The sequence below is a fragment of the Mycoplasmopsis felis ATCC 23391 genome, assembly GCF_000701865.1.
Taxonomy (GTDB): Bacteria; Bacillota_I; Bacilli_A; order Mycoplasmatales; family Metamycoplasmataceae; genus Mycoplasmopsis; species Mycoplasmopsis felis.
In genome coordinates this window covers 1-14,746 of sequence record NZ_JNKA01000022.1, presented here as the reverse complement: position 1 = coordinate 14,746, position 14,746 = coordinate 1, and the positions used below count along the sequence as shown (strand labels likewise).

At 24.8% G+C, this 14,746-nt stretch carries 15 protein-coding genes and 1 pseudogene; 5 read left to right on the top strand and 11 right to left on the bottom strand.

Annotated features, from left to right (window positions below):
- Nucleotides 1-200: 200 nt before the first annotated feature.
- From T405_RS03870 to gltX, 4 genes are all read right to left on the bottom strand, one after another.
- On the bottom strand, nucleotides 201-356 hold the full coding sequence (locus T405_RS03870; protein WP_169734326.1) for a hypothetical protein: 156 nt from the start codon (nucleotides 354-356) through the stop codon (nucleotides 201-203).
- 148 nt (nucleotides 357-504) lie between these two features.
- Nucleotides 505-687 carry a hypothetical protein gene (locus T405_RS02810; RefSeq protein WP_036430892.1) on the bottom strand — a complete coding sequence of 61 codons (183 nt, stop codon included), beginning with the start codon at nucleotides 685-687 and terminating at the stop codon, nucleotides 505-507.
- A gap of 235 nt (nucleotides 688-922) precedes the next feature.
- On the bottom strand, nucleotides 923-1,306 hold the full coding sequence (locus T405_RS02805; protein ID WP_036430890.1) for a DUF1934 family protein: 384 nt from the start codon (nucleotides 1,304-1,306) through the stop codon (nucleotides 923-925).
- The gene (gene gltX, locus T405_RS02800) at nucleotides 1,296-2,708 is read right to left on the bottom strand and encodes a glutamate--tRNA ligase (RefSeq protein ID WP_036430886.1); all 1,413 of its coding nucleotides are present in this window, start codon (nucleotides 2,706-2,708) and stop codon (nucleotides 1,296-1,298) included. Before gltX ends, T405_RS02805 begins: the two co-directional genes overlap by 11 nt.
- Before the next feature lie 120 nt (nucleotides 2,709-2,828).
- On the opposite strand from gltX, the gene T405_RS02795 reads away from it, so the two are divergent.
- Entirely contained in the window at nucleotides 2,829-5,135 is a 2,307-nt protein-coding gene (locus T405_RS02795) for a putative immunoglobulin-blocking virulence protein (RefSeq protein WP_036430883.1), read from the top strand.
- 15 nt (nucleotides 5,136-5,150) lie between these two features.
- Nucleotides 5,151-6,446 (top strand): glucose-6-phosphate isomerase, encoded by a 1,296-nt coding sequence (locus T405_RS02790; protein WP_036430880.1) that lies wholly within the window; start codon nucleotides 5,151-5,153, stop codon nucleotides 6,444-6,446.
- Between the two features lie 13 nt (nucleotides 6,447-6,459).
- Here T405_RS02790 and T405_RS02785 read toward each other — a convergent pair whose 3' ends face one another.
- The 5 genes from T405_RS02785 to efp are packed head-to-tail and all read right to left on the bottom strand — an operon-like array spanning nucleotide 6,460 to nucleotide 9,637.
- Nucleotides 6,460-7,494, bottom strand: a complete 1,035-nt coding sequence (locus T405_RS02785) for a nicotinate phosphoribosyltransferase (RefSeq protein WP_036430877.1) — start codon at nucleotides 7,492-7,494, stop codon at nucleotides 6,460-6,462.
- A gap of 2 nt (nucleotides 7,495-7,496) precedes the next feature.
- On the bottom strand, nucleotides 7,497-8,444 hold the full coding sequence (locus tag T405_RS02780; RefSeq protein WP_036430898.1) for an MAGa3780 family membrane protein: 948 nt from the start codon (nucleotides 8,442-8,444) through the stop codon (nucleotides 7,497-7,499).
- Nucleotide 8,445: 1 nt separating this feature from the next.
- On the bottom strand, nucleotides 8,446-8,766 hold the full coding sequence (locus T405_RS02775; RefSeq protein ID WP_036430873.1) for a hypothetical protein: 321 nt from the start codon (nucleotides 8,764-8,766) through the stop codon (nucleotides 8,446-8,448).
- The gene (locus T405_RS02770) at nucleotides 8,766-9,074 is read right to left on the bottom strand and encodes an MMB_0454 family protein (protein WP_036430870.1); all 309 of its coding nucleotides are present in this window, start codon (nucleotides 9,072-9,074) and stop codon (nucleotides 8,766-8,768) included. Before T405_RS02770 ends, T405_RS02775 begins: the two co-directional genes overlap by 1 nt.
- Nucleotides 9,074-9,637, bottom strand: coding sequence for an elongation factor P (efp, locus tag T405_RS02765; protein ID WP_036430867.1), 564 nt, complete (start codon nucleotides 9,635-9,637; stop codon nucleotides 9,074-9,076). Before efp ends, T405_RS02770 begins: the two co-directional genes overlap by 1 nt.
- 126 nt (nucleotides 9,638-9,763) lie before the next feature.
- On the opposite strand from efp, the gene T405_RS02760 reads away from it, so the two are divergent.
- The 3 genes from T405_RS02760 (at nucleotide 9,764) to T405_RS02750 (ending at nucleotide 13,987) form a co-directional block, all read left to right on the top strand.
- Nucleotides 9,764-10,210, top strand: coding sequence for a hypothetical protein (locus T405_RS02760; protein ID WP_036430864.1), 447 nt, complete (start codon nucleotides 9,764-9,766; stop codon nucleotides 10,208-10,210).
- A gap of 23 nt (nucleotides 10,211-10,233) precedes the next feature.
- Nucleotides 10,234-11,469 carry a hypothetical protein gene (locus T405_RS02755; RefSeq protein WP_051619552.1) on the top strand — a complete coding sequence of 412 codons (1,236 nt, stop codon included), beginning with the start codon at nucleotides 10,234-10,236 and terminating at the stop codon, nucleotides 11,467-11,469.
- A gap of 121 nt (nucleotides 11,470-11,590) precedes the next feature.
- On the top strand, nucleotides 11,591-13,987 hold the full coding sequence (locus T405_RS02750; RefSeq protein WP_036430861.1) for a PTS sugar transporter subunit IIABC: 2,397 nt from the start codon (nucleotides 11,591-11,593) through the stop codon (nucleotides 13,985-13,987).
- Between the two features lie 32 nt (nucleotides 13,988-14,019).
- Here the strand turns inward: T405_RS02750 and T405_RS04155 are convergent, their stop codons facing one another.
- Nucleotides 14,020-14,373 carry an MAG4270 family putative restriction endonuclease gene (locus T405_RS04155; RefSeq protein ID WP_416389218.1) on the bottom strand — a complete coding sequence of 118 codons (354 nt, stop codon included), beginning with the start codon at nucleotides 14,371-14,373 and terminating at the stop codon, nucleotides 14,020-14,022.
- A 113-nt stretch (nucleotides 14,374-14,486) separates the two neighbouring features.
- Nucleotides 14,487-14,746: pseudogene (locus tag T405_RS02745) on the bottom strand (hypothetical protein); the annotation flags it as partial.

Here is a 14,746-nt window from a genome sequence, read left to right as displayed (position 1 = left end):
TAACAGATACCATTCTTATTAATTTAATTAAAAATTTAAATAAAACAGCTTTAATTGATAATTACAGTCAAACAACATTAAATGTATGAAAAAATATAGATACCGATTCAACTATTAGTTGAAAATTCTTTAATGAGTTCTTAAATTACATAATAAATTCTTAAAATCGCAAGTAAAAAAATAAACGTTTTTCCCTATATTTAAGGGCGAAAACGTTTATTTTTTTCTTTAACTGGGAAACTCAGGACAACAATTTGAACTTCTTTAAATTTTCCATCTTTTGAATAACCAGGTCTTCTTAGACCATCTCTTGTGAAACTTTCAAAATATAATGTTATAGAATCAAAGAACATCATTTTTTTGTGTTGAGTTATTTATTCTGATTTCTTCAATATTTTTTAACAGTGTATTTTTATTATTTAGTAATAAATTTAGCATACGGTAAAAACTATTTTTTTGAATAATCAAGATCTAAACCACTTAAATCTCTTTTTAAATAACTATTTAAAATACTGGAAGGATTAGAAATTTTATTTGCATACTATATTTAATTATTTCTTCCATACCTTTATGCTTTCCATATTTAAAATCCTTTAAAAGATTAAGTTTATCTATAAATTTTTCAACAACATCAACACCTGCATTAATTTTTATGTTTTTATAACTCGGTTTATTGAAACTTGTCATAATTAGATTTTTTAAAAGTTCTGGATTTACTTTTTCATCATAATTAGTAATAATATTATCAATTACTTTTTTATAGTTTTCATTTAATTTCTCAATTTGTTTATTATTTTCAAGACTTAAAATCTCAAGTAAAAAAATAAACGTTTTTAACTATATAATAGATAAAAACGTTTATTTTTACTTTAAATGGGGAACCAAGGTAAAATCAATACATTCTATTTTACTTTTGACTAAATTAATTCAAAACAGTTAAGGTAATTTCATATTCACCTATAATTGAATTATCATTTGATAATGAGTATTTAAATAAATAAGAATTATTTGTAAATTCTTTTTTAAATCAATGAGAAGTTAATTGTAATGAAGATATTCTATTATTATTTTCTATATATAAATCAAAATCGACATCTTTTTGATATTCTAAAAACACAGTAGTGCTACCTGCATATATATTAATGTTATTATTAGAAATCTCTATTCTATTTCTTACATTATTTGAAGGTTCATAAAATGAAAATACTTCATATCCGTCTTCTTTTGAATATTCGCTTTCAGATTCAAATTCTATAATATTTTCGTTATCGTTTTGGTTTATCAAGGAATGAAATTTAATTTTCATAATATTTTTCTAATGCCTTATATGTATATTCTTTTCCAAATAAATAAATAGTTTTTGCTAATTCAGGACCATGTTCAATTGATGTACATGCTAATCTAATTGGCATAAATAATTTTTTACCTTTTATTTTTAATGTTTCTTGAGTTTTATTTATTGATTCTTGTATTGAATTAACAGAAAAATCATTTTTATTTTTCAAATTTTTATAAAATTCTATAACTACTTCTTTTTCTTCAGAAGATAAGTTAAATTTAATGTCATTGGGATTTAAATATGTATTTAAATGACTTATTAATTCAGAAAAAGTTGTAGAATTTTGTTTAAAAGTATCTACAAACAATTCTAATCATTCATTATTTTTATTATGTTTATTTAATGGTAAGTGATTTATTATGTAAGAGTTTTCAGTGTTTTTCATATATTGTTTTGAAAATCAAATCATTTTTGAAATATCAAATTTAGAAGGACTTTTACTTAATCTTTGTGGGTCAAATTTATCAATATTCTCTTCTTTAGTCATTAATTCTTTTGCATCTTCTGATGTTCATCCTAATAAGCTTAAAAAATTAAATATTGCTTGAGGTATATAACCTTCGTTTTTATAATCTTCTATAAATTGCTTAAGTGATGTATCTCTTTTTGATAATTTTTTACCTTCCATATTAGTAATAATAGTTAAATGTCCAAATTCAGGTACTTTTCACTTTAACAAATCATATAATGCTAATTGCTTAGGAGTATTTCCTATATGTTCTTCACCTCTTAATATATGTGTTATTTCCATATCATGATCATCAATAACAACTGCAAAATTATATGTAGGATATCCATCTGATTTAAAAATAACTCAATCACCTATTTCAGATGAATCAAAAGAAATTTCACCTCTCACTATATCGTTCCAAGTATATTTTAAATTTTTAGGCATAGAAAGTCTTATAGAAAATTGATTTCCTGACTCTCTTTTTTGTTTTTCTTCTTCAGATATTTTTAATCAATTTTTATCATACCTAAAACTAGGAATACCTTTTTCTTCGCTTTCTCTTTTTTGTTTTTCTAATTCTTCTGTAGTATCGTAAGCTTTATATGCATAACCTTTTTCTAATAAAAAATTTGCTATTTCTTTATAACGTTCAAGTTTTTCACTTTGACGATATTTACCATATTTATTATTTGGTTTTAGAGGTGATTCATCAGGAATAATACCAAGTCATTCTAGATTTTCTAATTGAGACTTTTCACCATTTTCTATATTTCTTTTAATATCAGTATCTTCTAATCTAAAAATAAATTCACCACCAAAATGTTTTGCAAATAAATAATTAAATAATGCAGTTCTTGCACCACCAATATGTAAATAACCAGTAGGGCTAGGCGCATAACGGGTTCTTATTTTTTTCATTTAACCTCCAATTTTTAATATTTATATTATATTATTTAATTTATTACACTATAAAAAAATGTATAATTTTAATAAGTTTATAAATTATATATATATATATATATATATATTAGGGGACTTATGCTAAAAAAACGTAAATCTAAGATTTTTCTTTTAATGAGTAGTAGTGTAATAATTGCTTCAAGTTCAATAGGGACATTATTATATAATGTTGATTTTAATAAAAATCAACATTCTTTTATTTATGATGATAAAGCGGAAGCTTTATTAAATAAAAGTAATAATTTAAGTTTTGATAATTCCTTAATTAGTAATAAAGATCAAAACCTTAAAGAAAAACCTAATAAAATTGTTGAAATAATAGAAAAACCTGAAAAACCAACAGAACAACCAATTGTTATCTTAAGTCCTCCAAAAGAAAAACCTCAAATCGAAACTCCTAAACCTGCACCTTCACCAATTCCTAAGGTAATTGAAACACCAAGTCAACCAATTGTTCAAGAACCTCCAAAAACAATACCACTAGTTTCTACACCTGAACCAACCCCCGAACCAAAATCTAGTGGTTCAGAAACATTAGTTCAAATTGCTGGTGTTTATGTTAAAGCAAAAGTTAATAAAAAAATACCTCCTAGAATTATTTCTAATTATGATAAAGAAAACGGATTAGCAAATAGAGAACCATATATCAATAATTTTGTAGGTGAAATAATATCTGTTGAAGTAACAGATGAATTACGTGAGGCAAATAAAAGACAAGCTCTAACAGGGATTCAAAGAAATGTAGGTATATTTATTAATACATTCATAGAAGATAAAGAATTTTATGATCAAAATGGTTATAAAAGCATCACCAGAAAAAACTATTGAGGAAGTATTTGAGATAGGTTTGGTAGATTAATAGAAGTTATAATGAAAAATAAAAATGATCCTTTTTATTTAAATTTCTTAAAAAAAGAAGCAGCAGAAGTTTATCCAATAAAAGATTTTAACAATGATATAGATGAAGAAAAAGCATGATTAGTAATACATTTAGATACTTCTAAATTTAATACATTAAATCCTGAATCAGAAAATTACTTAAAAACAGGATATTCAATTAATCAAGATAATGTTTATATTAATGAAAAAGGTGAAATAGGTTCTTATTCTCATGGTCTACCAGCTGAATTTAATGGAGTATTATCAAGAATGTATCGTGATAATAATGAAAAAAGAGCATTTACATATGATTCAGCTGAATGAAGGTTTTCAGGAGCAATCCAAGAAGGAAAATATCCAGGTTGAACTAAAACAGACATAAGTCAATCTCCTGAATTTAGCAAGTATAATGTATCTAATGTAACTGGAATTAAAATCTTCTCTATGCAACGAGATACACCTATTGAAGGCAAACGAAATCAAGGTTATGTTGTAGAAATCGATACCTCTAAGAATGATGCATATACTAAAACTAAACAACTTATTGAAGAATTAAAAGCAGATAATAAGGAAATAACTTCATATAGATTTTTTAATATGGGTAAAAATGATTCTTCACAAAAATTTAGAGATATACTATCTGCTTTACCTGAAAGATTACCTCAATTAGAATTATTCTTTGACGCTTCTGCTACTAATACTTCATCTCTAATAGCATTAGAAGATAAATACATAGATGAACTAAGTTTATATACACTTGGTAATTCATTATTAGATTCTTGAAGTTTAAACCCTTGAGCAATAAAAAGAACAGCATGAGTTAATTCAATTGATTATAACGTTAGTTTTAATTTTAAAAAGAACACAGATGTTGCAACTAGATTAACCATTGATACATTAGCATTTGAAGAAACTGATTATTTAAAAGGTCATGCAGATCCATATAAAAGAATAAATGATGGATTAAGAATAGTTTATTATACAAGAAATAATGAACCATTTTTCCAAGGTGGTTTTGGTCCTGGTTTAAAACCAGATCATGACGAAGGAAATAATAGTTATCCTATGGGATTAGATTTTTCGCGCGCTAAATCTATCAAATCATTAAAAGGATTAATCTTCCATGATATTGAAAAACCACAAAATAAAGCTAGAAAGTTACGTAGACTAATATTATTTAATGATTCAGATACATTTAGCATTTCTGCTTTAGAATTAAATAAAGCAGGTTTTAAAGACCATATGATTTTAGATGGAAATACAATGCTACCAACTAAAATAATGTTTAGTAATGAAGGAATAACTAAATATGTTAGAATCACAGGTTTAGATGAATTAAATAGTGAAGGAATAACAAATTTAAGTGTATTATTTAATTTATCAAAAGGTTTAAATAGAACTGAAATTAAAATAGATTCCCAAGCAAGTAAATTAGGTAATCAACTTAAATCACTTGGTTATCAAGTTTCTATGATAAACCCAGATGATGAATATACAATAACATAGATAAAAAGGAGAAAAATGAAATATTTAAATTTAAACATTGATAAAGCCTTAAGTAAAGGTCCAAAAGAATTAAGTTATTTACAAACTAAGGTAAGTCAAATACATAATGATGTCTTAAATAAAAATGTACCAGAAAAAGACTGATTAGGTTGATATGATTTACCAAATACATATGATAAAAATGAATTTGCAAAAATGGAAGAAGTTGCAAATAATTGATTTAATGATGGTATAGAAGTAGTAGTAGTTATAGGAATTGGTGGTTCTTATTTAGGTGCTAAATCAGGTTATGATTTTATTTACGGACCATATTCTATTAAACAACCAAAAATGGAATTATTATTTGCTGGAAATGATATTTCAGCAGAAACATTAGTTTCAAAATTGCATTATGTAAAAAATAAAAAGTTTGCCATAAATGTTATTTCTAAGTCAGGAACAACTTTAGAACCTTCTATAGCGTTTAGAGAATTTAGAAAATTATTAGAATCTAAATTAGGAAACAATGCTAAAGATTATATAGTAGCAACTACAGATAAATCTAAAGGTGTCTTGTTTGATTTAGCAACAACTAAAGGTTATCAAAAATTTATAGTTCCTGATGATATAGGAGGAAGATTTTCTGTATTAACTGCAGTTGGTTTATTTCCGTTTTTATGTGCTGGTATTAATGCAAAACAAATCTTAGAAGGTGCAAATATAACAAATCAAGAACTTAGTTCAGATAAATTAGAATCTAATCCTGCTTATTTATATGCAGCAACTAGATACCACTTGCATACAAAAGAAAATTATAATATTGAAATGATGGTTTCATATGAACCTAAATTACAGTATTTTGCAGAATGATGAAAACAACTTTTTGGAGAATCAGAAGGAAAAGATCAAAAAGGTATTTGACCTACAAGTTCTATTTTTACAACTGATTTACATTCATTAGGACAAATGATTCAAGAAGGCAAGAAAATATTATTTGAAACAGTTTTAACATTAAAAAACCCTGAATATAATATTGATTTTACACAAGAAGAATTAGATTATGATAAATTAAATTATTTAGCAAATAAAAACTTGCATGAAGTAAATAATATAGCATTTGAAGCAACAGCAAATGCTCATAAAAACAATGGTAAAGTTCCTAATATTCACTTATTATTTGATTCATTTAATGAATTTACACTTGGTGCTTTATTTATGTTCTTTGAAAGAGCATTAACAATGAGTGCTTATTTATTAGGTGTAAACCCTTTCAATCAACCTGGAGTTGAAGTTTACAAGAAAAATATGTTTGCGATGTTAGGTAAAAAATAACAAAAATATCGGATTAATTTCCGATATTTTTGTTATTTTGTAATCCTTTAAATTCAATTAAATTAGGATTTAAACGATAGTATCTTCCCTCTTTTGCTTGTTTTTCTCCATTTAAAATAGTTGCATCTGCTGAAAATGAATTATTTAATTTAAAAATACTTTGACCAACTCCGTAATAATCAACAGGAACATTTAATGATTCGAAATATTCTATTTTCTTTTCATCAAAACCAGAAGAAACAACAATTTTATAATCTTTAGCTCCTGCTTCATCTAAAGCTTTACGTAGTCTAAAAACTTGTTCTGGATTTACTCCGTATTGTGGTGTTTCATTATCAAACATATGATCTGCCATATTTTTTGATGTATCAATTCTTATCCCTCATACTTTATTTCCTAAAGCATTTCAAACCTTTAAAGAATCGCTTATAACATCATTATTATAATCAACAAGTGATATTAATTTATGATTAGGGAAATTTTTATGAAATGCTTTGGTTGCTTCAACCACATCACCATTAAAACCTTGTATTAATATGTGAGGCATACTTCCAAAAACATTATCATCATTTATGTTATTTTTATCTTTTTGAGCTAATGTTGAAACAATATTTATACCACCAATTCTTACTGCCTTACCATCGTTTTCTTGATTAATATAATGATCAGCTCGATCGCCCATAAAAATAACTTCTTTATTTTTTGCGGCTTTTTTACATCTATATGCATTTGTTGCTATAGAAGTACTTCTAGCTAAAATACCATCTATCATACCTTCTCAAATACCAAATTCATGATATGGACCAATTAATTCTAAAACTATATCTAAATTATTAATTAAAGAACCATCAGGTAAATATTTGACTGTATATTTAGTTATATCTGTAACTTCTGTTAATAAATCTAAAACTTCTTGCATCCCAGCTAAAATTGAATCATCTTTTCTTTGAAAAAATTGTAGTGTTATTATGTTATTTGGTTTTTCATTTTTTAATATAGTTTGAGTTTTTTTAAAATAACTAGCAATGTATTTTTCTTTATTATTCATTTTTACTTTCTTCTTTTAATGAAATATATTTTTTGTAATTTTCTTTGACCTGGTTGTAAAATACGCAGAATTTTTCTTAATAAAAAACCAATAATTGGAGCAGCAAAAAAAGCAGAGAGTATAATAAAAACTATTAAAACACTTTTTAAGTATGTATTATCACCTTTATATCCAAGAGGTTCTCAAAAACTTATTGCTGAATAAATAGTGATCCCTCTATCTATTTCTCGATTAAATTGAATTGGAATAGGGTTGTTAGATGAATTAGTATAACTAGGGAAAAATTCAACTGCATTAAGATTTTTAAATTTATAACCAAAAAAATATATAAATAATATAAATATTAAATAACAACTTGGAAAAATAGAAAAAGATCAAATTCTACCAGTACTTATTTTAATTCTCTTTCTTTCTCAAAAGATTGTTAAAATTCCTAAGAAAGGAGCAATTCCGTGTCAAATAATTGTTCTATAAAAGTCATTTTGAGTGAAAGTACCACCAATATTAGGATCAGAAATTCAACCAAATCAAAATACTAAAACAACTATTATAATATATACAATCCCAGCAAAATAGAAATTTTGTGCTTTTTTTGATTGTTTAAAAAAAGGAAATAAAACTATTGTTATACTCATATAAATATTAGACATAAAAGTAAATCAATAAGTTGTTTCACCTCAAAGTAATAATGTTGCATTTGGTAACAACGCTTTATAAACTATATTGCGTTGTTCGTCATCCTCATATGCACTTGCTATTTCATTTATTTTTGCTATTATTTCAGGGTTATCATAATAAGTCTTTCATGTTAAATAACTTTTATCTCATCAGTTTCATAGAATAATAGATAAATAAAGTAATATTAACATAATTCCAATAGTAAATGTTGTTCAATCTAAAATTGTAAAAGATTTATATTTTAGTAAAAACTTCTTAAATTTATTTTTCATATTATATTAAAAAAGGAATTGTAATACTTAGTATTATAATAAAAAACAATAAAAATCCCCCTACAATCCATCAAACAACTCTTTTTAATTGGTATTCTCTTTTAACTTTTAAAAAAGCTAAATAATTAGCTTTTAAATCTTGACTTTTTATTGAATAATTTCTTAATTCCTTTTTTAAACCAACTATCATTTTTAAGTAATCAGTGTTAGTTTTATTTTTTTTGAATTTCTGTATTTTATTTATTTCATTAGATAATAACATTTCAAATTTAGTTCTAAAAATAGCATAATCATAAGAAATATCATTTTTTTCTTTTTTCATTAGTAATAACCACTAAAAACTATCTGAATATTTTTAGGACTTTTATCTATTAATGACTTAATTACACTATCTATATCTTTTGTTAATTTATTAATAATTTCATATAACTGATTTGAATTTTGTTCTTTAATTTTTATATCAACTAAAATTCAAACATTTGAATTATTTTCAAATTTTAAATTTATAGATTTATTTAATTTAACATTATTATAACTTTCTAAAGCACTATTCAAAACATCATAAATAGCTTCTTGTTTAATTATATAAACTTGGTCTGAGTTATAATAAACATTTATTTCATTAGACATTATTTATTGCTTTTTCCTGTATATTTACCTGTTTCAGTTGATATAGTTATTAAATCACCTTCTTTAATAAACATTGGAGTTTCTAATTCATAACCAGTTTCAACTATAACTTTCTTTTGTGGATTTGTTGTTGTATTCCCTTTAACTGCATCAGGAGCAGAAGTAACTTCTAGTGTTACGTTTGCTGGTAATTCAACATCTAAAACTTCATTTTCAAATTTTCTAATTTGAACTTCATTTCCTTCTTTTAAGAAATTTAATTCTCATTGAACTTTGTTAACAGAAATCTCAATTTGTTCATATGTTTCTCTATCCATTAAAATAATATTTTCACCATCTGAATATAAATAATCCATTTTTCTTTTATCTATATGTGCAGGTTTTACTTTATCTCCACCTGTATATGATTTAATTGTTGTAGCACCAGTTCTTAAGTTTTTTACTTTTGCTTTAACATTAGCTTGTCCTCTACCTTGTTTTGAATGTTGCGCTTCTAAAACGACATAAATTTCATTTTCATCTTGAAATGTTATTCCTGGTTTAAATTCATTTACATTTATCATAATTTTGTACTCCTTAAAACTAAATGTATATTAATTAATATTATACATTAGTTAAATTATAATACATTAAACTTTGTTCTTTTTTAGTCCTATCAAAGAATTTAATTATTCTTTAAGTGAGGTAAGATGAAAAAAGACAAAAACAATAGAAAAACAAAATTATTTAGATTATATAAAATGAATGAAAAATTACATTCTTCATTATGCAAATTTTCACAAAACGATATTTATGGTTTGTTTCCTATATTTATTATAGAGAAGGATGTTATATTTGGTGAATTACTAAATAATAAAACTAACACACAAGATACCGATTTCACTGAACTTTATAATAATAAAAAAATGTGAAATTTAAAATTAATGTACAAGAATTTTTATCGAATGGATATTGATACATTTTCAGAACACACTTTTATTGATGAAGAAAGTGAAAAATTAGGAAATATTAGCGAAATGAATGAATTAAATATTTTAGACAAAATTAAATATCATTTCACTAATGAAGAAATTCAAACAAAACTAACTTATATTTATCCAAAACAAAATTTAGAAAATAAAACAGCTACAATTTAAATTTAATATATTATAATAGATGCATGAATTACAAACAGAAAGAAAAAGAACTATGAAAATTATTTTCATTAAATACATTTTTTAAGTTTTTTTGAGTTTTAATACTTATAGCATCTATTTTTTCTATCCCTAATTTAGGTTTAATAACTTTTGAAGAAAAAGTGTTTAATATAGTTAAAATAATTAATATTTTTTTAATATCTATTACCATTGTGTTTATACCATTTTTGGTATATGTTTCATATTTAGAATATTCATATCAAAAAGAATTTTTCATAAATTTAGACCAAAAAGAAAAAGATAACAATAAATTCAAATGAATATTAATTTCAAATTATGGACTTTTATTAAGTTCTCTATTTAGATTTCTTTATTTAATATCATTATATGAAGAAGATAAAAAAATATATAAAAATTATAAAATAGCTAAAAAGAAAAAACGTTTTGGTTTTTCTACACAAGATGTAGCTTTTGCAGGAATATTATTTTCTTTATTTTTAATTATTTCATTAATTAAAAATTTTACAGTAGCAAGGGTTATTAACTTAGATTTTGAATATATTTTTTATATTTTATTTGCTTATTTCTTTGGTAAATTAAAAGGTACATTATTATCATTCATGGCAGATTTTTTTGGTTTATTATTTGCTGGAAGAATAGGTTTTTACCATTGAGCTTATGCAATTGTTCCTATTATTGGGACAATATTAATTGGACTATTTTTAGACTTATTTAAAAAACACAAGAATTTATCTATTGTCATAATGAATATTTTCTTATTAGGTATTTTTGCAGTTTTAATTTATATTTTTACAACCCAACTTAATGATCCAAAAGGGTTAAGAATTTCTAGAACATTCGGACTATCTCGAATTTCATTAACTGCAGGAATTGTTCTTTTAACTTTATCTTTAGTTATTTTAAGTATTTTCTTTTTATTAGTTATTATTTATTTTAAAACTAATAATAAAGTAAAAAAAGAAAAAATAGCATTACTAATTTTAGTTTATTTCCTAACTGTATCATTAATAGTTTTAGCAAGATGAATATGAGGTCCATTTGCATTTATAAGATATGCAAACTTTTTCTTGGGAAGATCATATAATATTAAAGATCAATACTTGATATTAATGACACCAATAGTTATTAGATCATTGATATCTATTCCTATCTATGTTTTTGTGTTATTTAGTATATTAATACCTTTATCAATTGTTAAAAAACATTATACAAAGAACAAACTAACTACATATTATTAAAAATAAGGTAATTTTTTCATATTATATTTTTTAATAAATTAATAAAACAAAATAGTGATTTCATTTTTATTTATAATAATAATGCTTATATTTAAGCAAAATTATTTAAAAAGGAAATAACATGAATTCACTATTTAAAAAATCAAGTAGTGTAAAAGAAACAAAAAAGATGAATAATAGTTCATCTGGGAAGTTAAGAAAAATACTTTCTAAGATTTCTGGTGCTTTTATGCTACCTATTTCTGTTATGTCTATAGCTGGTTTATTCTTAGGAGTAGGTGCAGCTATTGAAGGGATTGATAAAGAAAATATCGCCCTTGTGACAACAGGAAGATTCATTAAACAATTAGGTGACCCAGTTTTTGCTGTATTACCATTGTTGTTTGCTGCTGCTTTTGTTATTGCATTTACTGACGAAGCAGGTGTCGGTGTCTTTGCGACAATTATCTCGTATATGGTTTTCTTAGCAATTCAAAGTGTTTTTATTGAACCTGAATATAACGCTGAAAAACAGATAATTGGTTATACAGTTCTGTTCAATGGAGCTGGAAGAAGACCAGAATTATTGCAAAGTCTTGTAGGTAATTCAATGGGTGTTAGATCACTACAAACTTCTGTTTTTGGTGGAATAACAATTGGATTAACAGTTCAATACTTATACAATAGATTTCACACAATTCAACTACCTAAAGTAATTTCTTTCTTTGGTGGAAAAAGATTTGTGTCAATTATTGCTATTCCAGTTTCAGCTCTTCTAGCAATAATTTATTTAATTTTATGACCTTGAATTGGTGCAGGTCTTAATATATTTGGTTCATCATTAGGTAAAGTACCATATGGTTTTGAATCATTTATTTTTGGATTTATTGAAAGATCATTAATTCCATTTGGTTTACACCATGTATTCTATTCACCATTATGATATTCAAGTGCTGGTGGAGATGTTAATTCATTATTACAAACATGAATTCAAACTCAACAAGACACTTATGGTGATAGTTTTGTAATTGGTAATACATTACAAGAATTAATTAATGAAGTTCAAAAAGATCCAACAAAATATGCTGGAGATTCAACTGCTTCATTATCTTTATTAGGATTTTCAAGTTCGACAGTTGATTATACAATCAATAAAGTAACACACATAGTTCCATTATTTACATTCATCGAAAGAATCGGAATGAAAATAGGACGTTTTGCTGATGGTAAGTTTTCATTTATGATTTTTGGGCTACCAGCAGCAGCTGCAGCTATGATTTTAGCTGCTCCAAAAGAAAATAGAAAATTAGCATTAGGAACAGTTGTTCCAGCTGCGTTTACTTCTATTATTACAGGGGTTACAGAACCAATTGAATTTACATTCTTATTCTTAGCTCCATTATTATTCTGAGGATTCCATGCTTTAATGGCTGCATTTTCATTTATGTTTGCTAACTTAGCTGGAGTTCATATTCCAATGGCCTTTTCAGGTGGAATTTTAGATATGTTATTATATGGAATTATTCCAGTTGCAAAAGGAACAAACTTCTGATGACCACTTGTAATTGGTTTAGGATATATTCCAATTTACTTTGTTGTGTTTTACTTCTCAATCAAAAAATTTGATTTACATACACCAGGAAGAGGTGGAAATACCAAATTATTCACAAAAGCTGATTATCTTGCAAAATCAAACTCAGACAATAAAACTGATTCAAATTTAGATCCACAAGCATATGCAATAGTTCAAGGTTTTGGTGGAACTGAGAACATCACAGCATATAATAACTGTGCTTCTAGATTAAGATATGATGTTAAAGATACTTCTAAAGTAGATGTAGAAAAACTAAAATCAGCAGGTGCTATAGCAGTTAAATTTGAAGGTAAAACTCATGCTCAAGCAATTATGGGACCAGTAGCAGAGCAGGTAAATGCTAAAATTCAATCACAAAGAAACTTAATTGCTGAATACGAAAAAAAATCTTCTGATAATTCAGAATTAAAATTAGAAGAAATTAAACAAAAAGAAAACTCAACTACTGAAGATGAAACATTAGTTAAAAGTTCTAATAAATCAGTAAGAATACAAACTGCTGCAAAAGGTGTATTAGTACCATTAGAAGAATTAAATGATGGTGTTTTTTCGGCAAACTTAATGGGAAAAGGATTTGCTGTTAAATTTGATTCAGAAAAAATCGGGAACGTATACTCACCAGTTGATGGAACAGTAGATGTTTTATTAGATTCTAAACATGCTTATGGAATAACAACAAAAGAAGGTGTTAAAGTATTGGTTCATATCGGAATTGACACAGTATCATTAAATGGACAAGGCTTTAAAAACTTTGTTAATCTTGGAGACAAAGTAAAAGCAGGTGATAAATTAGCTCAAGTTGATTTAGAATATGTAGCTCAAAAAAAACTTAGATCTGATGTAATTGTTGTTGTTTTAAATGAAGGAACAATGTCTGATTTTACTATTAATGAAGGTAAAACAGTAGCAGAAACAACTTCTGACCAAATTGGTAGAGTTAGATAATTATAAAAATACAGAAATCCGTTTCTGTATTTTTATTTATTCCTTAATGTAAAATACCTTCTTCTCTCTTTATTGAAATGAATATCTGGTATTTTATTAAACTTGGTTTTTAGTAAATTTATATAATATTCATCTATTTCTTCATTATAATTATATATTTGCAACATACCGCTATATTCATTATAAGTAAATAAGTTTGAATCAAATAATCTATGTAATTCTGAAGGTAAGTTTATATAATTATTTATATCTGAAATTTCATCTAACTTTTTTTGAATCTCTAAAGAATCTAAATCTTTATTTTCATTTATTATCTTACTTATAACTTCTTCTTTAATTCAAGAGACAGGATAAATATGTGCTCTTTCTGTTGTTTTTTTGTATATTGTTTCAAAACAAAATGTTCATCTAATTTTATCCTGAGTTTCCCAGTTAAAGAAAAAAATAAACGTTTCACCCTTAAATATAGGGAAAAACGTTTATTTTTTTACTTGCGATTTTAAGAATTTATTATGTAATTTAAGAACTCATTAAAGAATTTTCAACTAATAGTTGAATCGGTATCTATATTTTTTCATACATTTAATGTTGTTTGACTGTAATTATCAATTAAAGCTGTTTTATTTAAATTTTTAATTAAATTAATAAGAATGGTATCTGTTAGCTTATCTATTACTCCTCATTTTTTGTAAAAATCATTAACTAATTTTTTAATCATTTTAAATACAAACAATGTTACAAAACAAAGTAGAATATGAC